At 68.6% G+C, this 20,985-nt stretch carries 19 protein-coding genes; 10 read left to right on the top strand and 9 right to left on the bottom strand.

The window, feature by feature from the left end; translation table 11 throughout:
* Nucleotides 1-42: 42 nt before the first annotated feature.
* The 5 genes from J0J06_RS10865 to J0J06_RS10845 form a co-directional block, all read right to left on the bottom strand.
* Nucleotides 43-558, bottom strand: coding sequence for a DUF2141 domain-containing protein (locus tag J0J06_RS10865; protein ID WP_294041832.1), 516 nt, complete (start codon nucleotides 556-558; stop codon nucleotides 43-45).
* The gene (locus J0J06_RS10860) at nucleotides 555-1,505 is read right to left on the bottom strand and encodes a hypothetical protein (RefSeq protein WP_294041830.1); all 951 of its coding nucleotides are present in this window, start codon (nucleotides 1,503-1,505) and stop codon (nucleotides 555-557) included. The genes J0J06_RS10865 and J0J06_RS10860 overlap by 4 nt, the downstream gene beginning before the upstream one ends.
* A gap of 102 nt (nucleotides 1,506-1,607) precedes the next feature.
* Nucleotides 1,608-3,947, bottom strand: coding sequence for a TonB-dependent receptor (locus J0J06_RS10855; protein ID WP_294041828.1), 2,340 nt, complete (start codon nucleotides 3,945-3,947; stop codon nucleotides 1,608-1,610).
* Nucleotides 3,913-4,860 carry a FecR domain-containing protein gene (locus J0J06_RS10850; protein WP_294041826.1) on the bottom strand — a complete coding sequence of 316 codons (948 nt, stop codon included), beginning with the start codon at nucleotides 4,858-4,860 and terminating at the stop codon, nucleotides 3,913-3,915. The genes J0J06_RS10855 and J0J06_RS10850 overlap by 35 nt, the downstream gene beginning before the upstream one ends.
* 64 nt (nucleotides 4,861-4,924) lie before the next feature.
* Nucleotides 4,925-5,536, bottom strand: a complete 612-nt coding sequence (locus tag J0J06_RS10845) for an RNA polymerase sigma factor (protein WP_294041824.1) — start codon at nucleotides 5,534-5,536, stop codon at nucleotides 4,925-4,927.
* Between the two features lie 19 nt (nucleotides 5,537-5,555).
* Between J0J06_RS10845 and J0J06_RS10840 the strand changes: the two genes are divergently transcribed.
* Nucleotides 5,556-6,707 carry a glycosyltransferase gene (locus J0J06_RS10840; RefSeq protein WP_294041822.1) on the top strand — a complete coding sequence of 384 codons (1,152 nt, stop codon included), beginning with the start codon at nucleotides 5,556-5,558 and terminating at the stop codon, nucleotides 6,705-6,707.
* A gap of 4 nt (nucleotides 6,708-6,711) precedes the next feature.
* Here the strand turns inward: J0J06_RS10840 and J0J06_RS10835 are convergent, their stop codons facing one another.
* Nucleotides 6,712-7,872 (bottom strand): VacJ family lipoprotein, encoded by a 1,161-nt coding sequence (locus tag J0J06_RS10835; RefSeq protein WP_294041820.1) that lies wholly within the window; start codon nucleotides 7,870-7,872, stop codon nucleotides 6,712-6,714.
* A 115-nt stretch (nucleotides 7,873-7,987) separates the two neighbouring features.
* On the opposite strand from J0J06_RS10835, the gene J0J06_RS10830 reads away from it, so the two are divergent.
* The 8 genes from J0J06_RS10830 (at nucleotide 7,988) to J0J06_RS10795 (ending at nucleotide 17,451) form a co-directional block, all read left to right on the top strand.
* A complete protein-coding gene (locus J0J06_RS10830) occupies nucleotides 7,988-8,278 on the top strand; it encodes a PepSY domain-containing protein (protein ID WP_294041818.1) in 291 nt (96 codons plus the stop codon).
* A gap of 3 nt (nucleotides 8,279-8,281) precedes the next feature.
* A complete protein-coding gene (locus J0J06_RS10825) occupies nucleotides 8,282-8,959 on the top strand; it encodes a response regulator transcription factor (RefSeq protein WP_294041816.1) in 678 nt (225 codons plus the stop codon).
* 61 nt (nucleotides 8,960-9,020) lie between these two features.
* Nucleotides 9,021-10,271, top strand: a complete 1,251-nt coding sequence (locus tag J0J06_RS10820; protein WP_366931212.1) for a HAMP domain-containing sensor histidine kinase — start codon at nucleotides 9,021-9,023, stop codon at nucleotides 10,269-10,271.
* Nucleotides 10,268-11,608 (top strand): TolC family protein, encoded by a 1,341-nt coding sequence (locus J0J06_RS10815; RefSeq protein ID WP_294041814.1) that lies wholly within the window; start codon nucleotides 10,268-10,270, stop codon nucleotides 11,606-11,608. Before J0J06_RS10820 ends, J0J06_RS10815 begins: the two co-directional genes overlap by 4 nt.
* Nucleotides 11,596-12,627, top strand: coding sequence for an efflux RND transporter periplasmic adaptor subunit (locus tag J0J06_RS10810; protein WP_294041812.1), 1,032 nt, complete (start codon nucleotides 11,596-11,598; stop codon nucleotides 12,625-12,627). Before J0J06_RS10815 ends, J0J06_RS10810 begins: the two co-directional genes overlap by 13 nt.
* Entirely contained in the window at nucleotides 12,624-15,698 is a 3,075-nt protein-coding gene (locus tag J0J06_RS10805; RefSeq protein WP_294041811.1) for an efflux RND transporter permease subunit, read from the top strand. The genes J0J06_RS10810 and J0J06_RS10805 overlap by 4 nt, the downstream gene beginning before the upstream one ends.
* Nucleotides 15,699-15,876: 178 nt before the next feature.
* Nucleotides 15,877-17,040, top strand: a complete 1,164-nt coding sequence (locus J0J06_RS10800) for a transposase (protein ID WP_294041809.1) — start codon at nucleotides 15,877-15,879, stop codon at nucleotides 17,038-17,040.
* Between the two features lie 18 nt (nucleotides 17,041-17,058).
* Entirely contained in the window at nucleotides 17,059-17,451 is a 393-nt protein-coding gene (locus J0J06_RS10795) for a hypothetical protein (RefSeq protein WP_294041807.1), read from the top strand.
* 101 nt (nucleotides 17,452-17,552) lie between these two features.
* Here the strand turns inward: J0J06_RS10795 and lgt are convergent, their stop codons facing one another.
* Nucleotides 17,553-18,416: a prolipoprotein diacylglyceryl transferase gene (gene lgt / locus J0J06_RS10790; RefSeq protein WP_294041806.1), complete on the bottom strand. Its 864-nt coding sequence runs from the start codon at nucleotides 18,414-18,416 to the stop codon at nucleotides 17,553-17,555.
* A 232-nt stretch (nucleotides 18,417-18,648) separates the two neighbouring features.
* Between lgt and J0J06_RS10785 the strand changes: the two genes are divergently transcribed.
* Nucleotides 18,649-19,023, top strand: a complete 375-nt coding sequence (locus J0J06_RS10785) for a hypothetical protein (RefSeq protein WP_294041804.1) — start codon at nucleotides 18,649-18,651, stop codon at nucleotides 19,021-19,023.
* A 112-nt stretch (nucleotides 19,024-19,135) separates the two neighbouring features.
* Here the strand turns inward: J0J06_RS10785 and J0J06_RS10780 are convergent, their stop codons facing one another.
* Complete coding sequence (locus J0J06_RS10780; RefSeq protein ID WP_294041802.1) at nucleotides 19,136-20,092, bottom strand: protein-L-isoaspartate(D-aspartate) O-methyltransferase; 957 nt, start codon at nucleotides 20,090-20,092, stop codon at nucleotides 19,136-19,138.
* Between the two features lie 171 nt (nucleotides 20,093-20,263).
* The gene (locus J0J06_RS10775; protein ID WP_294041801.1) at nucleotides 20,264-20,950 is read right to left on the bottom strand and encodes a DUF1345 domain-containing protein; all 687 of its coding nucleotides are present in this window, start codon (nucleotides 20,948-20,950) and stop codon (nucleotides 20,264-20,266) included.
* Nucleotides 20,951-20,985: the final 35 nt, after the last annotated feature.

Below are 20,985 nucleotides of genomic sequence, written 5' to 3'. Positions count from 1 at the left end.
TGCACATCCCCGGTTGCCCGCCGTCCTCACGCAAGAAGGGAATCACTGCCCGTCCGGCCGGAAGGAAAGGCCGTGCCGGTAGTTCACGACGATACGCACGACGGTGATGCCTTGGGCGACCGTCGTGCTGGCGGTGGCGGCCTTGGGTTTGCCCCACCCCAGCCGCGGGTTGCCGGCGAAACCCACGCCGTCGCTCGAGATGTTGAAGCGGTGGTTGCCGTCCCTGTCGTGGAGCAGGCTGAGCGCATATCGTCCCGGGCCGGGCGCCCTGATGCACAGCACCGCAGGGCCGTTCTGCGGTGTCCGCACCTCCACGCGGCGGAACACCTTGCCGGCGGCGATCAGCACCGTGTCGTCCGCCAGAAAGTCCTGGTCGTTCGCGGGATATAGCTCGAGCTTCAGCAGCCCGGCGCGATCATGCAGGCCCACCACCTGGACGCGGAACGCGGGGCCCGTCTCCCCCGGTCGGCAAGCGGCGTTGGCCTTGCCGAGATCAGGCGAGGGCAGGACGGTGCGGTTCGCGACGGCGAGCCCGAAAGCGAGCAGGGTCGCGATCATCGCCGCGCCCCCGACGCGATCTCGCGCATGCCCGCGACAGCGCCGACGACGGCGTTCAGCCCCAGCAAGATCCCGGCGATCAGGGCGAGGGCGCCTGGCAGCACCGTGCCGTGGGAGCCAAGTGCGAGCACCGCCCCAGCGAACAGGGCATCCTTGCCAGGGACGAACGGTAGCCGGGAGATCATCATGCGGATCGTGGCGAGGCCCAGCAGCGAGCCGAAGGCGAGCCCGGGAACCGCGCAACTCCACAGGACGGCGCTCAATCCGAGCAGCGCAACCACGCGTATTAGATGGACCGCCAGCACCAAGCCGATCTGCCGACGCGAGAGGCTGAAGGCGAACAGGCGTCCCTGCGCGAGCGCGAGCGCGATGGCCGCGCAGACGATGGTCAGCACGGCCCATGCCGCGCCGCGCGCGATCGATCCGGTGATGATCCCGGGAATCCACATCCAGGTCACGCCCATCAGCGCCAGCGTGGCGACGTTGCCGGTGAAGCCCGACAGGATCGCCATGTCCCGCAGGGTGGCGAACGGCGCATTGCCGGGATCCACGTTGCGACGAGCCCACAGGTAGAACTGAGCGTCGCCGGAATACCCTAGCAGCAATTCGTTGACCGCCTGCTTTCGCATGAGCGGCACGATCGCGCCGGCCCGCAGCCCCCAGAGCCGCCGCAGGACCAGCCACTCGCTGACGGGCATCATAAGGAAGGCCGCGACGAGGGCCATCCAGAAGACCGGTGAGCTCGACAGGCGAGGCAGGCCGCTACCGTTGCCGAGCCTTCCCGCGATCATCGCGACTCCCGCGAGCGTCGCGAGCGTGATGGCGAGGCCGGCATACGACATCGCCCGCTGCCACGAGCGCGTCGCGGGGTCGAGGTCGATCGTGAACTGACGCCCGTCGCCTGGTAGCCGTTGCGCTGCCTGGACGCAGGCGGGGGAAGAAGCCATGTGATTCCCTTGTCTGAATGGCGCGGCCGCAGCCGCGACAACCGGTCGTTACCGGTCAGACGCCGCCGCGCGGCTCGACCTCAGCCCGCAGGTGGCCATGGTCTAAAAGTCGTGGGTCACGGCGACCGTCATCGTTCGTGGCCGAAGCGGCGTGTATTGCGGCAAGGCGCGAACGGTGAACGGATTGCCGTAGGCGTAGGTATCCGCGCGCAGGCCGAGGATGTTCGCGACATCGAGGCGGACGACCAGATCCTTCAGGTCGACCATCGCGCCCGCGTGCGCGTCGACGTATGCCGGCATGCGTCGATCGAGCCCGTCGTCGAAGCTCAACCGTGTCGCCCCGACGACGTTGATGGCGAAGGAGGGTTTCAGGGTGACCCCGCCGAGGTCGAACGACCGCGCGCCCGAAAGCCTGAAGGCGAGGTCGGGTGCCAGGGGAAGGCGGCGATCCTTCGGAAGGTCCGCGCCTCCAACGGCGCGGGTGAGCCTGGCGCGCTGCGCGGTCACACCGGCCGAGAACTCGAGCCGCGAGTCCGGTCGATACGTCGCGGTCAGCTCGACGCCGGTAACGTTCGCATCCCCGGCGTTCCGCGTGGCGATCAGCCCATCGGGCTCAAGATAGTCCGACTGGACGTCGCTCCAGCGCACCACGTAGAGGCTGGCGTCCAACGCGACGCGACCGCCGGCCGACCTGATCTTCGTCCCAATGTCGAGACTGCGGACCTCGTCCGCCCGGTAGCGTCCGGTCTGCGCGTTGCCGGGGTCGAGGCCACCGGGACGGAATGCGCTGGCCAGCCGAAGATACACGATGCCCGTCTCCCCGAGGTCGTAGGACGCCGACAGGTTCGGCGTAAAACCCGTCAAGGTACGCGCGGCGCTGCCCGGTGTGGAGGGTTCCTGCCTCTCGTCGTCGGTGGAAGAGCGGAAGAGGCGGAAGCCAGCCGACACGTTCAGCCTGGGCAGCACCGGATAGGTCCCGTCGGCGAACACGGCGGTCTCGGCGACGCCGCGATGAAGGGCGAAGTAGGGCAGGCGGGCGCCGTCAGCGAATTCGACCTGGCCCGTCGCCCGCGTCGAGGCCGACAGGTAGGAGGCACCGGCGGTCCACGAGAGGCGGCTTCCCGGCAGAGACGAGAGCCGGAGCTCCTGGTCGAACACCCGATACGCCCGCCGGTCCCGCCACATGCGGGCTCCTGGAAGCTGCAAGGCGTTCTGCGACGATGACAGGTCGTAGCGATCCTCCTGATCCTGCCAGCTCTGGCTCGTCGCCGCCACGATCTCCACGCCGCCAAGGGTGCCCGCGACCCGGGCCTGCGCCAGCCTGAACGCGGTGTAGCGCGGTTCGGGCGGGCCGTCGCGCGCCAGGTCCTCCGCGATGCGGTATACGTAGCCGCCGTTGCGCGCGTCGAGCCGTTGACCGGCGATCGTCACATCCACCGTCCAGTCGTCCGCCGGCACGACCCGGAGCGACGCGCGGCCACCCATGACGCGGGTCTGGTTCGATCGCCCGCCGAACGCCCCCTGGTCGATCCATCCGCCCTCGAGCGACGAATAGGCGGTGACGCGCAGCGCCGCGAGGTCGGGCAGCAGCGGGGCGTTGACCGTGGCCTCGGCCGATCCGCCGAGTCCGCCGGCGCCGACATCGGAGACCGAGAAGGTCGCGCTTCCCTGATACTCGCCGAGCACCGGCCGGTTCGTGACGACGCGATACACGCCGCCCAGCGCTCCTGTCCCATAGAGCGGTCCCTGTGGACCCTTGAGCACCTCGACGCGCGCCACATCGACCAGCCGCAGCCCGGGCTCGGGCGCATCGTATGTGATCCGTCCCTCGTCCAACTGCACGCTCACCGTGCCCTGGCTGAACCCGTTGAACGGACTGTCCGCCAAACCTCGGATGAATGCGCGATCCGCTCCGGCTCCCCGTCCTGCCACCAGCAGGCCGTCGATGGCGCGACCCGCATCCGCCTCCCCCGTCACCGCGCCGGGCAGGCCGCCGTCGGACGGCACATAAACCGCGATCGGCGCAGCCGTGCGCGACAGCAGTTCGGGCAGCTTGCGGCCGGTTATGACGATGTCCGGCGCCGGCCGGTCAGGGTCTGGCGACGAACGCGGGGCAGGGCGCGCGACCGGCGCGCGGGCGTCGAGGACGATCCGGAAGGTCGTAGGCCCGATGCGCACGGCGCGGATCCCCGTTCCCCGCAGAAGCCGATCGAGCGCACGCTCCGGCGCCATGCGGCCACGGACCGCCTTCACCTTCCTGGCAGGGATGGGGACCGCGTAGCCCAGCGATATGCCGGTCTGGATCGCCAGCGAGCTCAGCGCATCGCTCAGGTTGCCGGGGGCGGTGCTTACGTTCTGGGGTCGGTCGCGATCCCGGGCCGTGGCGGGGACCGCATGCAATGCGGCACTACCTGCGAGGATCGGGGCCCAGAAGTATCGCATCCCCCTCCCTTCGTGTTCGAACGCCGGCGAGCTGCCGAAGAGACTCGACCATAGAATCGCGGCTGCCCCGAGCCAACACGCCGGAGAAGGTCTGCCCGCCCACCGTTGAATCCGTCCGCACCGGCTCCCCCGTGAAGCGCGAGATGTCGGCCGCGACCAGCGACAGCGGGACGCGGTCATAGATGAAGCGGCCCGAGCGCCAGCCCCCGACGGCAGTGACGTCTGTCCTGACGAGGTGGACCTGGCCGTCCGCACCCCCGGTCGCCGCGTAACCCGCATCGACACGGACGGGGCTGGCCGAGCCCGGCGCGCGCAGCGACACGGCGCCCTGGGTGACGGCGACCCGGACGGACACGCCATCGCTCGCGACCTCGAACCGCGTGCCCACGTCGCGGATCTCGTATCCGGACACGTCGACCACGACGGCGCGCGATGGGTCGTGGCGGACGTCGAAGAACGCGCTCCCCTGCAGCGACAGGCGCCCCGCGCCCCGCACGGTGAGACGGCTACCTCCCGACACCGTGGCGGACAGTCCATCGGCGACGGCAACGTTCCGGTTGACGCCCGTCGCGGCCGCGTAGGTCACAGGTTCGACGACGGGTCTCGACAACCATGCGCCGCCGACCGCCAGGATGATTCCGGCCGCCGCGGCCGCGCCGCCCCAGCGCCACAACCGGCCCCGTCCGTGCACCGCGACACCGTCCACGTCACCGTCGAGGTCGTTGGCGGCGTGGTCGCGCGCGAATTCGTCGCGCAGCCCGTCGACCCGCTCGTCGAGCAGGGCGACGTCGTCAAACGCCTCCCGATGACGCGGGTCGGCCTCCAGCCACGAGGTGAAGGCCTGCCAGTCCATGTCGTCGCGGGCCTGAGCCTGAAGCCAGACCGCGGCCATCTCGTGGATGTCGTCGTTCATCGTCTGCACCGCGCCGGGCCGAGGCCCGACTTCCCCTGTTCGACAGTAGGACGCCGCGCGGGAGTCATACCTCAGTCCCCATCGCTCTCCGCAGGTGCGCCATGGCGACCGCGATGTGCTTCTCGACCCCGCTCCTGCTTATGCCAAGCCTCGCCGCGATGTCGGAATGCGACAGCCCCTCGAGCTTGTGCAGCCTGAAGACGCGGCCGGCACCCTCCGGAAGCCCTTCGATCGCACGTGCAAGCGCCACGTCGCGCTCGCGCTCGATCATCGCGTCCAACGCGTCCGGACCGGAATCGATGACCTCGCCGTCCGCGCTCGAGGCGGCCGCGGCGTGCCAATGCGCCTCGCGGGCCTCGCGTCTGCGCCGCTCGCGCACCTGGTCGAGGACGAGGTTCTGGGCGGCCCGGTAGAGATACGCGCGGCCGTTGCCTATCGGTCCGGGCTGCACGCTCTGGATGCGCAGCCACAGTTCCTGCGCGAGATCCTCGGCGTCGGCCGGGCTACCGGTGCGGGCCGCGAGGAACCGCACCAGCTCGGCGCGCAGTTCGGCGAACAGCAGGACGAGACCTGAGGGGGAAGTCGAGGCGGCGGGCTCCATCCGGCCGCGGCATGCCGCAACCGCCGCCAGCGGGCAACCCGCACGGATCACGCCGGGCGACTGCGGATCGGCCATGCGATGGCGTCACACCGGCATGAGGATAGTCGACGTATGCGCGTTCTACACGCCCCACGGTGGAGGGGTCCGCACCTACATCGAACGCAAGCTGGCCGTCGCGAGCGCCGCCGGGCACGAGATGATCATCCTGGCGCCCGGCGCCACAAACGAGGTCGTGGTCCGGGACACGAACGCGATCGTCGCGACCATTCCGGCGCCCCGCCTGATGTTCGACCGCCGCTACCGCTACTTCGGCGACGAACGCTCTCTCCACCGCGCGCTGGACGAATGGCGGCCGGACGTGGTGGAGGTCTCGTCGCCCTGGAGCAGCGCCTCGATGGTGGCGCGGTGGCAGGGCTCCGCGCGTCGATCGCTCATCATGCATGCCGACCCGCTGTCGGCCTACGCCTACCGGTGGTTCCGCCGGTTCGCGAGCATCCGCACGATCGACAGGGGCTTCGACCGCTACTGGCAGCATCTGCGCCGGCTGGATTCCTCCTACGACCTCGTGGTCGCCGCGAGCGCCGACCTGAGCCGGCGCCTCACCGCCGGCGGTCTCACCAAGGTCGTCACCAATCCGATGGGCGTCGAGCCAGGGGTCTTCTCACCAAGCCATCGCGACGAAGGCCTTCGCAGGCGGATGCTCGCCCAATGCGGGCTGGGCCCTAACGCGCTGCTGCTGCTCGGCGTGGGACGGCTCGCACCGGAGAAGAGATGGGGAATGGTCATCGACGCCGTGGTGGCCTCGGCCACCGAGCGTCCGGTGGGACTTCTGCTGATCGGTGAAGGACGCCAGCGGGGACGGTTGGAATCGCGGGCCGCCCGCGCTCCGCAGGTCGTCCTCGGCGGACAGGTGCGCGAACGGGGGTCGCTCGCGGCGATCATGGCCAGCTCGGACGCGCTGGTCCACGGCTGCGAGGCCGAGACCTTCTGCATGGCGGCAGCCGAGGCCAAGGCCAGCGGTCTTCCTTTGATCGTGCCCGACGCGGGCGGCGCGTCCGACCACGCCAGCGGTGCGGCCGACCGCCGCTACCGGTCCGCCGACGGAGCCTCGCTGCGCGACGCGATCCTCGCCGCTTCCTATGTCGCCGGCGCGCCGCGCAGGACGCCCCGCTCGATGGACCGTCACTTCGACGAACTGTTCGGCAGCTACGAGGGGCTGCTGTCGCGCCAGCCGCTTGCAGCCTGAGACCTCACTTCGGCGGCGCACCCGTGGGCGCGGCCGAAGGATCGGGCGCCACGGCCCCGCCGCCGCCGGCCGCGGGGCGAGCGGCCTTGCGTCGCCCGTGGAGATTGTCGATCTCGGCCTGCCGCCGGTGCAGATAGAAGTCGCGCGACGCCGCGTAGGGATCGTTGGATGCCCTGATCTTGCCAAGCTGCTCGTCGAACTCGGCGCGGCGGTCGAGCAGGCGCAACGTCCCGGTGACCGCGTTGAACGCCGGCTTGTTGAACGGGCTGCCGAGATAGAAGGGGACGGCGAGGCGATCGACGGTTCCACCGATCAGGTCGCGGAGCGTCGTGGGACCGATCAGCGGCAGGAAGAAGAACGGGCCCGGCCTCACCCCGTAGAAGCCCAGCGTGTCGGAGAAGCTGTTCTTGCGGCGCGGAAGCCGGAAGGGCTTGCGCTTCGCCATGTCGACGAGTCCGGCGCCACCGATCGTGCTGTTGATGAGAAAGCGCCCCGCGGTCTCGGCGGCCTTGCCGGGCTTCAGCTGCAGCATATAGTTGAAGAAGACCACGGGCTCGTGGAGGTTGTTGAAAAAGTTGCGGATGCCGCTGCGGATCGGGTCCGGCACGTTCCGCTCATAGGCGATCGCGACAGGTCCCACGACCGCCTTGTCGATGGCCTGGGTCGCGGCAAACGTCTGGGCGTTGACGCCCCTGAGCGGGTCGTCGGGGCCGTGGAGACGCCCGGTCACGATGATGTCGTCTTGGCTCGAGGCCGATTGATCCGCGGTGGGCGCCGGTCTGGACTCGGTTGCGGCGGGAGGTGCCGCGCCGGGAAGCGAACTGACAGGCATCGAGGCGGGACCCGGCGGGACAGGCTGGACGCCGGTCGCCTGCTGGTCGGCCGACGAGAAGAAGGTCTCCCCTCGACCCTGCCGCTCCGCGAGATCGCCGCCGGCCAACAACATCGCGGCCGCCAATACCGGAATCATCACAACACGCGCCTCCAAAACAGCCCGCCAGCAGCGCTGGTCGTGGACAGGTGCCGGGCATCCCGTGAACGGGCTGCCGACGTCGACGCTGTGACGCCGCCGGTTGACGCAACCGCAGTGGCGCCGAGGGGCGGCCGCGACGCGCCGACCGAGTGCGCTCCAAGAAGGCGCGAGGGTGGCGCGGATGATCGTCATCGATTCCGTTAATGAACATTGGGAAATCTAAAGTGACGCTCAACCGTGAGCCAATCTATGGTGTGCCATCGAGGCGGCGCGGTCGATCTGGACCGCCAGTCAAGGAGTTCGAACGATGAAGGCCCTTCTCTTGGCCACCGCCGGCGCCGCATTGGCGCTGTCGGGTGGCGCCGCGGTCGCCGCCGGCAAGGCTCCGAAGCCCAAGCTGTCGATGGCATCGGCGCGTGCGATCGCGCTGAAGCGCGCACCCGGCCGCATAAAGGACGCCGAATACGAGTTCGAGAAGGGCGGCTGGCGCTATTCGTTCGACATCGCGCAGGGCAAGCGGATCCACGAGATCGGCGTCAACGCGATGAACGGCAAGATCGTCGAGGATTCGTTCGAAGCCCCCGGCGGGAAGGACTGAACGTTGCGCGTGCTCCTCGCCGAAGACGATGCCGAGGCAGCCGCGTTCATCGAACGCGGCCTGATCGAGCTCGGTCATGTCGTCACGCATGTCGGCAATGGGGAGGACGCGCTGCATCTCGGCACCACCGAGACCTTCGACGCCATCGTTCTCGACCGGATGATGCCCGGCGCCGACGGTCTCGACGTGCTCCGCCGCCTGCGCAGCGTCGGGGTGCGCACGCCCGTCATGGTGCTGACCGCCAAGGGAGGCATCGCCGACCGCGTGGACGGCCTCGACGCCGGTGCCGACGACTATCTCGTCAAGCCGTTCGCGCTCGCCGAACTGGTGGCGCGGCTCAACGCGCTCATGCGCCGACCGCCCATCTCCGACGTCCCCACCCGGATCGAGGTGGGCGACATCGCGATCGACCTGCTGCGCCGCGAGGTCACGCGCGCAGGCCACGTGGTCCACCTCCAGCCGCGGGAGTTCGCGCTCCTCGACCAGCTGATGCGCAACGCCGGCCGCGTGGTGACGCGAACGATGTTCCTCGAGAACGTCTGGGGCTTCCATTTCGACCCCCAGACCAACATCGTCGAGACGCACCTCAGCAGGCTGCGATCGAAGCTGCGCGTCGGATCGCTGGACGACCCGATCGAGACGGTGCGCGGCGCGGGCTACCGGATGCGCGCGGATGGGTAGTCTGCGGTCGAGCGCCGCCTACCGCATCGCCTTCACCTACGCATGCGCCTTCATAGGCGCGGTGCTGCTGCTGGGCGTCGCCGTCTACTTCGCCGCGGACGCGGAGTTCCGCCAGCAGCGCGACCAGGCGATATCGGCCGAGGTCGCCGACCTCCTGCGCGAAGGCGGCGGACCGGAACTGCGAAGCGAGCTCGCAGAGCGCAGGGGCACCAGAGCGACCGGCGGATTCATGTATGCCCTGTTCGATCCAGGCGGGAGCCGGGTGGCCGGCACGCTAGACACCGCGATGCCGGCGCCCGGGTTCAGCATGATCATGTTCAACGACCCCAAGGAAGGCCCCGACGTCGCGCGCGCCGACACCAGGGTGCTAGCGGACGGGACAAGGCTGGTGGTCGCGGTCGATTCCGAGTCGGTCGAGGCGATCGACGCGACGATCCTCACGCTCTTCGGGGCGGTCTTCGTGGCGATGCTGGCAATCGGGCTAGTTGGGGCGCTGCTCCTCGGCCGCTACCTTCGCCGGAGACTGGACGCTATCACCGCAACCGCGAACGACATCATGGCCGGCGACCTGGCGCAGCGGATGCCGGTCGGCGGCAACGGCGACGAGTTCGATTCGGTGGCGTCGGCACTCAACGCCATGCTGGACCGCATCGCCGGCCTGATGGAGAACCTGCGGCAGGTCTCCAGCGATGTCGCGCACGATCTCAGGACGCCGCTGCTACGACTACGCGGGCAGCTCGAGCTAGTGGGACACGTCGATGGCGCGGCGCAGAAGTCGATCGAACTGGGAGACGAGCTGATGCGCCTGTTCGCATCGATCCTGCGCATCGCGGAGGTCGAGGGCGGGGGCATCGAACGGCAGTTCCAGCCGGTCGACCTATCGCTGCTCACGGAAGACGTCGCGGAGACATTCCTGCCGGCCATGGCCGACAGCGGCAGGTCGCTCGAATGGATCATCAGTCCCAACGTTCGGGTGCTCGGCGACCGAGAGCTGCTCGCCCAGGCCATCGCCAACCTTCTCGACAACGCCCGCATCCACACCCCATCGGGCACAGCGGTCGACCTAAGGCTCTACGCCGACCAGACCAATGTGCTGCTTTCGGTCAGTGACGACGGGCCGGGCGTGCCCGCGGAGGACCGAGCCAAGATCCTGCGACGCTTCTTCCGAGGCGAAGCGAGCCGGTCGACGCCGGGAAACGGGCTAGGACTGAGCCTCGTCGGTGCCGTCGCGCGATCGCACGGCGGCGAGGTGCGGATCGGCGACTCCGCTCCGGGCCTATGCGTGACCATCGAGCTGCCGAGATTGCAATGAAGAGACATGTCACCGTCGCGGCGGCGCTGCTGCTGTCCGCTTGCCAGAGCTACGCGCCGGCACCGCTGTCGAGCAGTCCCGGCCTGCTGGCCGGACCCGACGCGGCTGCGCTGTCGCGCGCATCGTCGGAGATCGACCGCCCCTACCTCACGCCGGTAGCGATCGATCTCAGCCGTCCACTGGACGCCAACGCCGTGGCGATCCTGGCGGTGATCGCGAACCCCGACCTCAAGGCGCTCCGCACACGGGCCGGCGTCTCGGAGGCGCAGGTGTTCGCGGCCCGGCTGATGCCGGATCCCACGCTCAACCTCGGCGTCAGCAAGGTCCTGAGCGGTCCCGACACGATGCTCGACCTGCTGAGCGCGCTGGGTCTCGACATCAATTCACTCAGGACCAGGGGCGCCCGCATCGCGCAGGCGCGGTCGGCTGCCGCGCAGGTCCGGCTCGATCTGGCCTGGAACGAATGGCAGGCCGCGGGGCAGGCCCGTCTGCAGGCCGCGCGGACCGTGCTGCTGGGGCCGAACGTGGCGCTGGCGAACGCGACGCGCGACAGCGCTCGATCGCTGCTCGACCGCACGCTGCGTGCCGCCGGTCGCGGTGACATCGCGGGCGGACAGGTCCAGGCGGCGGCCACCGCGCTGGCCGACGCGGAGTCCAAGGCGAGGACCGCGGAAACCGACCTCGGCACGGCGCGCTTCGCGCTCAGCCGCCTCCTCGGCCTTCCGCCGACGTATCCGCTCGCGCTCGCCCCGCCCATCACGGTCGACACGCCGCTCGACGGCGATCGTCTGTTCGCTCTCGCCCGCGTCAACCGTTACGACATCGCGGCGCTGCTGGCGGGCTACCAGTCGCAGGAGGCAGCGCTTCGCAAGGCGATCCTGGATCAGTTCCCGACGCTGAATCTCACGTTGACCTCCAATCGAGACACCGCAGGCAACCTTATCGTGGGTCCGTCGATCGACTTCACGCTGCCGCTGTGGAACCGGAACCGTGGCGGCATCGCGGTGGAGAAGGCGACGCGCGAGGCGCTCAAGGCCGAATACGAAGCGCGCCTGTTCCAGACGCGGTCGGATATCGCAGCAGCAGTCGCGGGAATCGAGCTAGCGCGGCGCCAGCGGAACTCGGCACTGCGGGATCTGCCGTCGGCGCAGCGCTACGCGGACGCCAGCCGCCGGGCCGCCCGGCGGGGTGACCTGGCCGCCGCCACCGCGGAGTCCGCCGAGCAGGTGCTCCGCGACAAGCAGATACTGCTCGCCCAGAGCGAGCAGGCGATCGCCGAGCAGATGATCGCGCTCGAGCTACTAACCGGAACGCCAAGGGAAGCATGGACGCAATGAACCGATGGTCTATTCTCGCCCCTCTGCTGCTGCTGGGCGCCTGCTCGGGATCCGGCGACGCGGGCGACACCGCCGCGCAGCCCGTGGCCCTCGTCAAGCTAGCGCCCGCCACGCAGGGGGCGGCTCCGCGGCAGCTCACGGTCTACGGCGCCGCCGAGCCGGGCCCCGCCGGCAAGATGTCCCTGGCGGCGCCGGCAGAGTCGAAGGTAGTCGCGATCGACGCGCCGCCGGGCACGGCGGTCCGTGCGGGCCAGACGGTTGTCCGCCTGGCGCCCTCGGCTGTCACCCGCGCCGACGCGGCGAAGGCCGCCAGTGACGCCGCGGCGGCGGACAAGGCGCTCGCGCGTGCCCTCCGGCTTAGAAGCGATGGGCTGTCCAGCGACGCCGATGTCGAAGCCGCGCGCGCGGCTGCGGCTTCCGCGAACGCCCTGAAGGCGAGCTTCTCCGACCGCACCGGCGGTCTCACCCTTCGGGCACCCGCCGCGGGCATCGTGGACGCGGTCCCGGTCGTCATCGGGGACCTTCTCCAGCCGGGAGCCGCAGTCGCCTCCGTCACCAGGACAGGTGACGTGCGGGTGAAGTTCGGCATTGACCCCGACGGTGCGCGCTCGGTTCGGCCCGGGATGCGCCTGCACATCGCCGGCGTGGGAAGCCGGCCGCCGATCGACGCGCTTGTCGAATCGGTCAGCGTCGCGGTCGACGCGCAAACCAGGCTGGCATCGCTCTACGCCCGGCTGCCCGCAGGCAGCGGCATCGTCGCGGGTGAGGCTCTCACGGCGACGGTCGAGCTCCCCGACACCTCGGCGGGCATCTCCGTCCCCTACGCCGCGCTGCTGGACGATGCCGGACAGCCATACGTGTTCGCGGTGGCGGGAGGGGTCGCGCACCGGCGCAATGTCACCGTGGCGCCGTCCAGCGGCGACCGCGTCACGATCACGCAGGGCTTGCGGGCGGGCGACCGCGTCGTCGTGGAGGGGGGAACAGCCCTCGAGGACGGGATGAAGGTGCGGACGCGATGAAAGACGCGCTCCAGCGGCACGCCCGCGCCCTCTGGCTGGCTGCCGTCCTCGTCATCGTCGGCGGCGTGTTCGCCGCGACGCGGATGCCGGTCAGCCTCTTCCCGCACATCGACTTCCCGCGCGTCGTGGTCGCGGTGGACGCGGGCGACCGCGATGCTCAGCAGATGGCCGCCGAGATCACCCGGCCGATCGAGATCGCGCTCCGCGCCGTCCCGGGCGTCACGCGCGTGCGCTCGACGACCAGTCGCGGCTCGGCAGAGGTGGCGGTCGACTTCCCATGGACCCAGGACATGGTGGCGGCGACCCTCGCGACGCAGACGGCGCTCGCGACCACGCTGCCCAATCTTCCGCCGGGCACCAAGTTCGAGGTCAGGCGGTCGGATCCGACCATCTTCCCGGTCATCGGCGTCGCGCTCACCTCGAAGACGCTAGACCAAAACGCGCTGCGTCAGATCGCGGAGCTGCAGGTGCGGCCGGCGCTGACGGCGGTCCAGAGCGTCGCCGGCGTGGACATCCTCGGCGGGGCACCCCGCGAGCTGGCGGTCGATGTCGATCCCGGCAAGGCGCAGGCGCTCGGACTCTCGCTGGATGCGATCGCCACGTCGCTCGGCAAGAGCAACGCAGTCAAGGGCGTCGGCAAGCTCGAGGACCGCCACCGCCTCTACCTCGTCCTGAGCGAGAACCGGCTCGCGTCCATCGCCGATCTCGCGGCGACGCCGGTGAAGGGCGGAACCACGGGCGGTGCCGGCCTGGTCACTCTCGGCCAGATCGCCACGATCCAACCGTCCGTCGAGCCGAGCTACACGAAGGTGACATCGGGTGGGCAGGAAGCCGTGCTCGTCAACATCCGACAGTCGCTCACCGGTGACACGGTGCGCATCGTCAAGGACGTGGACGCGCGATTGAAGACGCTGGGGCTTCCGCCCAGCGTTACCGTCACGCCCTTCTACGACCAGTCGGAGCTCGTGACCGGGGCGGCCAACGCCGTGCGCGACGCCATCCTGATCGGAGCCGTCCTCGCGGGCCTGGTGCTGTTCCTGTTCCTGCGCTCGGGAAGGCTCATGCTGATCACCGGCGTCATGCTGCCCGCCGTGCTCGCCTCCACCTGCCTCATCCTCTTCGCGCTCGGCATGAGCTTCAACATGATGACGCTGGGCGGGATGGCCGCGGCGGTCGGCCTGGTGGTCGACGACGCGGTGGTCATGCTCGAGCACATCATGCGGCGGCTCCAGGAGCGAGCCGGGTCGGTCCCCGAAGCTGCGCGCGAGATGTCGAAACCGCTGTTCGGATCGACCGCCGCGACGATCGTGGTGTTTACGCCCCTAGCGTTCGTGAGTGGCGTCACCGGCGGATTCTTCAAGGCGCTCGCGCTCACGATGGTCGGAGCCCTCGGCCTGTCGCTGCTGTTCGCCCGGTTCCTGCTCCCACTGATCGCGGAGCGGTGGGTGCGCGACAAGGACGTCGAGGCGGCTGATCGCGCCGGCAACTTCCTCAAACGGCTCGAGCGGTGGAACGGAAAGGCGACCGACCGCGCGCTGGCGCGGCCGCGCCTGTTCGCGGCGCTGCTGGGGCTGGGCATGGCGGTGCTTGGGTATGCGGCCTGGAACCACGTCCCGTCTGGATTCATGCCGGCGATGGACGAAGGTGGCTTCATCCTCGACTACAAGGCGCAGCCCGGCGCGGCGCTGACCGATACCGACCGACTGCTCCAACAGGTCGAGCAGATCATCGTCGCGACGCCCGAGGTCGCCAGCTACTCGCGGCGCACCGGCGTGCAGCTCGGCGGCGGCCTGACCGAGGCCGACGAGGGCGACTTCTTCATTCGCCTCAAGGGCGGTTCCAGGCGCTCGATCGACGCCGTCATGGCCGACATCCGACAGCAGGCCGAAGCGAAGGTTCCCGGTCTCCAGATCGAGACGGCGCAGCTGATGGAGGACCTGATCGGCGACCTGACGGCCGTGCCCCAGCCGATCGAGGTGAAGCTCTTCGGGGACGATCCCAAAGTCCTCGCCGACTCGGCCAAGCGCGTCGGCGAGACGATCGGGAAGATCACCGGCATCGTCGAAGTCGTCGACGGCCTTCGCGTCGCCGGCGACGCGCTGACCATCAAGGTGGACCCGGCGGCGGCCCTTCAGCAGGGACTGGATCCCGACGCCGTCTCGACCCAGGTCGAGGCGCTGGTCGCGGGGTCGGCGGCGACGAGGCTCCGCATCGGCGAGCAGCTCGTCACCGTCCGGGTCAGGGCGCCAACGGGTCTTCGCTCACGTGCGGTCGATGTGGCGGCGCTGCCGCTCGTCGCCCCGGACGGGCATCTCGTTCGCGTCGGACAGGTCGCCACGGTCTCCGTCACGCCGGGCCAGCAACAGATCACGAGGGAGGATCTGGCCCCGTTCATCGCGGTCACGGCGAGGCTCGAGGGGCGAGACCTCGGCTCAGGCATGAAGGACGTGCGCGCGGCGGTCGCCAGGCTGAATCTGCCCGCCTCGGTGCGCGTGGACTATGGCGGACTCTACGCGCAGCAGCAGCAGAGCTTCGCCGACCTCACGGTCGTGTTTCTCGCCGCCCTGCTCCTAACCGCGCTTCTCCTCACCCTCCTGTTCGAGAACATCGTCTGGACGGCCTCGGCGATCGCCACCGTCCTGCTCTCGGCGGCGGCGGTGCTGTGCGGTCTGTGGATCACCGGCATTGAGCTCGACATATCGGCACTGATGGGCCTGACGATGGTCGTCGGCATGGTGACCGAGCTCGTCATCTTCTTCCTGGCGGAACTGCCGCCGGGACAGCTGGCGGATCTGACGTCGCTTCGCGAGGCGGGAGAGAAGCGCCTGCGGCCGATCCTGATGTCGGCACTGATCGCGGTGCTCACCCTGGCGCCGCTAGCGGTGGGCATCTCGCGCGGCGCCGGACTCCAGCGGCCGCTGGCGACCGCGATCATCTTCGGGCTCACGGCGGCGGTGCCGCTGGTCCTGCTATTCCTGCCCGCGTGCATCGTCGCGTTGACGAGGTCTGCCGCAAGAAGTGCCACCGCGGCGCGGCCAGCCGATACCGCGTCCGCCAATGGCGGGAAGTAATCGAGACGCTGGTGGTGGGTCGGCATCAAGTGGTTTGAGAGGTGTAAGCAGTCGAGCTTGGTGTTCCGGCAAATCGGGTTGATCGGCAGCTGTCAGCGTAAGAACCGCTCCGACGTTTCAGGTTCAAGGCCCGCGGGGATGGATGAGTCGTTAACCCTGTCGGCGCAATTGATCCGATGTGATCCTGACCTGGACCTACCTCATACGCCCCACGCGCGCCCAGCACCGTCTGCTGGAGGCGGCGCTCGAGCGGGAGCGGCAGCTCTACAACGCGGCGCTCGAGGAACGGATCGGTGCTTGGCGCAAGGCGGGCAAGTCCATCACCAAGTTCGACCAGATGAAGTCACTGACGGCGATCAGGTCCGATGATCCATTGGGCCCTGGTGCCGGTCCGGTTACCATGGGACGCTGGACGCTCGCCGAGCTAGACAAGGCGATGCAGAGCTTCTTCGCGCGCGTGAAGAAGGGCGGCACCGCCGGATTTCCGAGGTTCCGGTCCTACGCTCGCTGGCGCACCTTCGGCTTGGCGGAGTGGCGCGGGATCCGAATCACGGGTGACCGACTGTCGCTCAAGGGGTTCGACCGCCCGATCCGGATCAACATGCATCGCCCGCTGCCATTGGACGCGGTTCCGAAGCGGGCATCGCTGACGCGCAAGGGGCGGCGTTGGTTCCTCAACATCGCGATCGAGACCGGCGCGGTAATCGAGACCCACTCCGGCACCGGCGGCGCGGTCGGGATCGACGCCGGCGTGGAAAGCCTCGCCACTCTGTCCGACGGCATTAAGTTCCTGAATGCCCAGCCGGGCAGGCGCAATGCTGCCGCCATGACACGTGCTCAGCGCGCCCTGGCGCGCTGCAGACGCGGCTCGCGCCGGCGACTGAAGGCGCGCGCGAGGCTCGCGCGACTGAACGAACGGGTCGCTAATGCCCGGGCGACGCATCTGCACAAGGTCACGGCCGTCGCGGCACGCTTCTACTCAACCATCGTGGTCGAAAATCTGGCGCTGCGGAACATGGTGCGTAGCGCAAAGGGTAGCGTTGAAAAACCGGGGGCCAACGTTAAAGCGAAGAGCGGCCTCAACCGCTCGATCCATGACACCGGGATGGGCAAGCTCATCCAGTTGCTGACTTACAAGGCGGAGCGATCCGGAGGTCGGCTGATCAAGGTGAACGCACGCTACACGTCGCAGGACTGCTCGGGCTGCGGCGCGCGCGTGCCAAAGACGCTGAGCGTCAGAACACATAGCTGCACCGCTTGCGGACTAGTCCTCGACCGCGACTGGAACGCGGCCAGGAACGTCCTGGCGCGCGGCCTTGCGAAGGCAAGCGAGGGGGTTTAATCCCTCGGGGAGCGCAACGTGGCCGGTCACGGCGTGCGTGCTCTCGGAACCCTCGTCATCGGGATCAACCCGATGCTCGAGATCTGGCACGGATTGCGCCGCAATGCGGATCACCGAGATTTGCCGGAGAACCAAGCAGGTCCACGATCTCGTCGGTTTCGTCGGCCTCGAGCCCACGGGACCGCGGTCGGCCTCCTCCAACTCTCCGCCGAGCTCGTTCGCGCCGGGGTGCTCGACGAGGCGGCGGTCGATCGCATCAAGAACGCCATCGCGAACGACCTCGCGCTCTCGAGGCCCGGATCGATCTCGAAGGAAGAGTTCAGGCGGACCACGCGTCTGCGGCTCGATCGATTGTTCTCCGGCGAGGACAGCCTTCCCCTCCACCAATCAACCCCCGACAAGTCGGACTAAGTCGCGGCTGGCCAGACCGGTCGGAACGCGGTCAGCATCATCTCCTAGGCCGAGACTTTCGGCTTGGTGAAACGCGCCTGCCCGGGCGCAGTTGATTGCGGTCAGCCGCCGGGTTCGTCAGGCGAGGCGACGCTGACGGGGGTCCGTCGTCCCGCCGTGCCGATCAGCCAGAGCCCGGCGACGACCATCGGGACGGTCAGCCACTGGCCCATGTGCAGCCCGGTCCGCGCGGCGAACTGGACAAGCTGCGCATCGGGTTCGCGAAAGAACTCGACCGTGAAGCGGGCCAGACCGTAGCCGATCAGGAACGCGCCCACCAAGGCGCCCGGCCTGCGCCGGGCATCCGTGCGCCAGAACAGGAAGGCGAGGAGCGCGAACAGCGCGAGGCCCTCGAGGCCGGCCTCGTAGAGCTGGCTCGGATGACGTGCCAGACCGTCGCCCGACCTGGGGAAGACGATCGCCCAGGGCACGTCGGAAGGCTTTCCCCACAGCTCGCCGTTAACAAAGTTCGCGAGGCGCCCGAAGAGCAATCCCAGGGGCGCGCAGCATGCGACATAGTCGTGCACCCGGAGCCAGCTAAGGCCATGCCGCCTCGAGAAGAAGGCGATGCCGAGCGAGACGCCGAGCGCACCGCCGTGGAACGACATCCCGCCGTCCCACAGCCGAAGAAGCGCGAGTGGATGGATGAACATCCCGGGATCGTAGAAGACGGCGTAGCCCAACCGCCCACCGAGGATCACGCCCAGCGTCGCGTAGAACACGAGGTCCTCGACCTGCCGACGGACCATGGGCGCGGCAGGCTGCGCGAGCAGGCGCAGCAGATACCACCCGCCCGCGGCGATTCCGGCAATGTAGGCGATCGAATACCACCGGATGTCCAGCGGCCCGAGAGAGAGCGCGATCGGGTTCAGGTGGAGGTCCGCGAAGTTCAGATGGTTGCCTGACGGCGGCATAGGTTCTTCCATGAGCGATGGATTGGCAGTTGCGGCACGGGATCGCGCTCAGAAACGCCAACGGGCTGCCGGGTCGCATTACGGCCCCCGACCCGAACGCTCAAGTCGGTGACGGCGGGCGCACTATCCCCTTGCTCGCTCACGCGGCCTGCGCTTCTAACGACAGTCCGGCGATGGTAGATCGACCGGCCGGCACGGATGCCGGTCCCAAGGACCCGCTATGCGCAGATCATGGAGAATATGCTTGCTGGCCGGCGCCGCGTCCGCGAGCCTGTCGTTCGGCGGCTGCGCGTCGCAACGCGCTTTCCGCGGCCAGATGCTGCTCGTGCCGGGGCAGCCCGTTGTCGTCGTGAGAACCTGGGCGAGGGCCGAGACCGAAGGCCTCGTCGTCGGTGGCGACGTCAAGAGAGCGGAAGGGCAACGCGGGCGGGTTCGAGGCCATCTCCATTTGGTCGGCCGGGACTCCGAAGGCCGCATCGTGGCGAGCACCGACGCTCCGTGGGGGGACTTCATCGCCCGCCGGTTCCACCTGGCCTACTTTCGGGCGTTGCTCAGGACCGATCGCGCAACGTCGATAGCGTCCGTCACCGTCGTGGGAGTTTCAGATCCAGCGCCATAGCGGGCAGACTGTCCATGGTTATGCCGCAGCCATAACGGGACTGGGCCAATTCTTGGAGCGCCCTCGAAGGTAGCATCGAGCAAAGGCAGCGCAAACGTTAAAGGGGAAGCGTCTACGGTCGGCCGAACGACCCTCTCATCGGAACGAATTGCACGGGCCCCAACGACTCCATAGTCACATCGCCTGCTGACCTGGTTGTCACGATCAATTCCTCGGCACCAACCGAGCCGATCGGCATCACAAGTCGACCGCCAATTTTTAGCTGCGCCACCAACGGCGGGGGCGCAGCCGCCGCGCCGGCGGCGACGACAATGGCATCGAATGGTGCCATGCAGGGGCTCCCCAAACTTCCGTCGCCGGTCTCTACGCGAACTCGGTCGTAGCCCAAATCGCTCAATCTGGTTCGTGCTGAATCGGCGAGTTCCGAAATGACCTCGATTGAGACGACCGACGATGCGAGTTCAGCAAGAACGGCTGCCTGATATCCGCTGCCCGTCCCTACATCGAGCACAGATGAGCCGGCTGTAATGCCGGCCGCCGCCGTCATTGCCGCAACCACGATCGGATTTGAGATCGACTGCCCGTGGCCGATGTCGCCCGCCATCGGCAAATACGCCAATGGCGCGAACTCGATCGGGACAAATCGTTCCCTCGGCACTGACCCCATTGCCGCCAGCGCCCGCCTGAGATCCGTATGGTCCAAACTCGTATCGGCGGACAACCGGTTCCAGATCAGCTGCAATAACTGCCTCCGGCGTTCGGACGGCGAGGTCGGTTGGGCGCACGCCCACGCCAGGAGGGTCTCCCCATCGTAGCCTGGACTGAGCGGCCAACCTTCCGAGTGGGAGGGCATCGAGCCTGTTTCGAGCTCGGCCGCCATCCCCAGGTCGTGCCCCATCTCGATAAACCTTGCGAGCAACGCATCGAAACGCGCCGTCAACGATACCTCCGCAGTTTCAAGAACAGACGCGTTCCTCTCGAAGCCAGGACGCCACCAGATGGTTTGTCCGCAGGTCAATCTCGCGCGGAATCGAAAGTTAGTGCGGGCGACGACCGTGTCGGTCAGCATCGTCGTGCTGCCCCGCCACCATTGCGGTTGGTCCTCGTCAGCAGCGCATCGGATCCGAAGAAGCTAGGCGCGGCGGCCCCACAGCCACGCCCCCGTAGCCAAGGGGAAGAGTTTGCCGATCCGGGTGATCAGAGCCAACGCACACGCTAGCGCGGTCCAAGCTCCTCCCCGCTAGCTTGCCGCGGCAACGGTGCCACTGCTGCCGAGCACGTTGATGGTAAAGGCGATGACGCCGATGCTGAAGATAAAGGCCATCATCGCGTGGAGCGTTGCGACCTTGCGCACGCGCGTCGACGTTATGTCGGTGTCCGACGTCTGGAATGTCATGCCGAGGCAGAACGCGAAATACACGAATTCCCAGAAGAACGGCTCGGCCGCGCCGGGGAACGCGATGCCGCCGGCATCGCCGCCGTCAGGTCCCACCTGATAGTAGCTGTGCGCATAGTGGAGCGCGAAGATAGAATTGGTGAAGAGCCAGCTGCACAGAAGCGTGGCGATGATCAGTCCGATCGCTGGCGACGAGTGAGCTTGCTTGGCCGCAAGCTCGACTGCAAGCGCGCCGAGGACGGCAAGCATTATGAGTGCAGCGAGCAACAGCAGCACGGCCCGGTTGGCATCGTTGGCGGCCGCCTGCCGCCGCATGGCCGCGGCAGCACGGATCCGCGACAGCGGCCATAGCGAGCAGAGGAACACGACTGAGCCGAGATCGAAGCCGCCGAGCAGCGCGTGTCGGAGATCGGCGCTCTGAGCAAAGAGCGTGGTGCCCCCCGTAGCGCACGCGAAGAAGAGCAGGAAGCGCGGCGGTGCAAGCCACCGGCCGACTCCCCAGCTGCGGTCCGACGCGCGAGCGGGCGCCATGCGCCGCCAGGTCACGCGTCGGTTGGCCTTGCGTC

The organism is Sphingomonas sp., assembly GCF_017304615.1.
GTDB lineage: Bacteria > Pseudomonadota > Alphaproteobacteria > Sphingomonadales > Sphingomonadaceae > Sphingomonas.
The sequence above is the reverse complement of the archived record's forward strand: the minus strand, read 5'-3'. Positions and strand labels throughout refer to the sequence as shown.